This is a genomic window from Parashewanella hymeniacidonis (genome assembly GCF_016900895.1).
GTDB lineage: Bacteria > Pseudomonadota > Gammaproteobacteria > Enterobacterales > Shewanellaceae > Parashewanella > Parashewanella hymeniacidonis.
The window spans coordinates 1-1,565 of sequence record NZ_JAFEUN010000263.1; the positions used below are offsets into that span (position 1 = coordinate 1).

At 37.4% G+C, this 1,565-nt stretch carries 2 protein-coding genes and 1 pseudogene; 2 read left to right on the forward strand and 1 reads right to left on the reverse strand.

Annotated features, from left to right (window positions below):
- The first annotated feature begins 131 nt into the window (after window positions 1-131).
- Window positions 132-479, forward strand: a complete 348-nt coding sequence (locus JQC92_RS22215) for a copper resistance CopC family protein (RefSeq protein WP_205001705.1) — start codon at window positions 132-134, stop codon at window positions 477-479.
- Between the two features lie 155 nt (window positions 480-634).
- Window positions 635-1,441 (forward strand): DUF4198 domain-containing protein, encoded by an 807-nt coding sequence (locus tag JQC92_RS22220; protein WP_205001706.1) that lies wholly within the window; start codon window positions 635-637, stop codon window positions 1,439-1,441.
- 16 nt (window positions 1,442-1,457) lie between these two features.
- Here JQC92_RS22220 and JQC92_RS23385 read toward each other — a convergent pair.
- A pseudogene (locus JQC92_RS23385) lies at window positions 1,458-1,565 on the reverse strand (IS1 family transposase); the annotation flags it as partial.

A 1,565-nucleotide genomic window follows, 5' to 3' on the forward strand; every position in this document is an offset into this window, starting at 1 on the left:
GCTGTCTGTGATCTTTTAGCTATCCCTTTGTGATCTATTTGCCATAGTTGTTGTGATCTGATGGCTACTTTAAATGATTTGGCGATAAATACGTTATTAGGAAAATTAGGTGCGGAATGTGTGAGGTAAATATGAAAACATTTATTAAATTTTTAACCGTAATCAGCATTGTTTTTAGTAGTGTGGTGTTCGCGCATGTTCATCTTGAAAAAAGTGTGCCTGCTGATAATGCAATGCTAATGAAAACTCCAGAAAAGTTAACGTTGGCATTTAGCAAAGAGGTTCGTGTAGTCAAAATCACATTGAAAAATAAACAAGGTAAAAAGATTAAATTTGGCTTCAAACCTACTAAAGAAACCAATACCGAATTTACGTGGAAGCTGCCGAAACTTACATCTGCTAACTATGTTGTTGATGTTACTTTCCTAGGTAAAGATGGGCACAAAATGAAAGATAGCTTTGGCTTTATGGTTCACTAATTTTGAGTTGAAAACACGTAGCAGAATATAGCGAACTCCAATGGTGCTCTTTTAATAGAGCACCTTTATTGTCTTATTAGTTCACATCATTTTAAAAAGTAGTAACTCTGCAAGAGTATCGGAAATCATATTTATAACGAACACGGGAATTTAGAGTGAATATTATAAAAAACATAAAAGTTGAAAGAGTAATAACTCGGCTATTAATTACCTTACACATGTTTGTATTGCCAACAGCTATGGCTCACGAGACATTTTTGCTGCCAACACAAAGTGTTTGGGAAATGAATAGTGACGTTGAAGTTAGAATGGCTAGCGGATTAAGCTTTCCTGACCTAACGTGGGGCGTAAACCAAGAGCGTATTTCTTCGTCAACGGTTCAACTAAATGGAAAAAATGTAGCCGACCCATCATTTAAAGATGGCAATGGTTTTTTAACAGTCAATTTTAATGCAAGTGAAGCTGGCGTTGGAGTGGTAGCTATAAGCACTAAAACGCGTTCTGGTGATATCGAGCATAAGAATACAGAAGGATATTTGGAGGAAATAGGAGCATCAGAATCTATTAAGCAAGCTTTTATGGCATTACCGGGCAAGCCTCCATTGCAGAGAAGTTACGTTAAACATACAAAAAGTTTTATTTGCGTTAAAAGCTGTAAAGGTAGCCGAGACCTGAGTTCGAAGCCTATCGGGCAAAAGCTTGAATTCATAACTGCTAATGATGATGCAGGTCGCTTTCAGCTTCTACTCGATGGTAAGCCTCTACCTCACCATGAGGTTAAGGTCAGAGATTCGGAAAAAGAGCTTTATCAATATAGAACTGATTCTCGCGGCATGTTTTCTATTAGAGAGCAGGTATCGGGCACTGTCATGCTTGCAGCCGTTGCTATAACTTTGCCCGAAAAACCAGATGGGCTGTATCACAGTGATTATGCCTCTTTAGTGTTAAACACTAAGCAATAGGTGGTAGTGGTCTAATTTAGTGATAGGCATGAATATCAATTCCAAATTCTACTCGATTAATTAACAAACCGATTACCGTGTCATGCATACTTTCTAATTTTGAAAAACAAATTGTTCTTCGTGC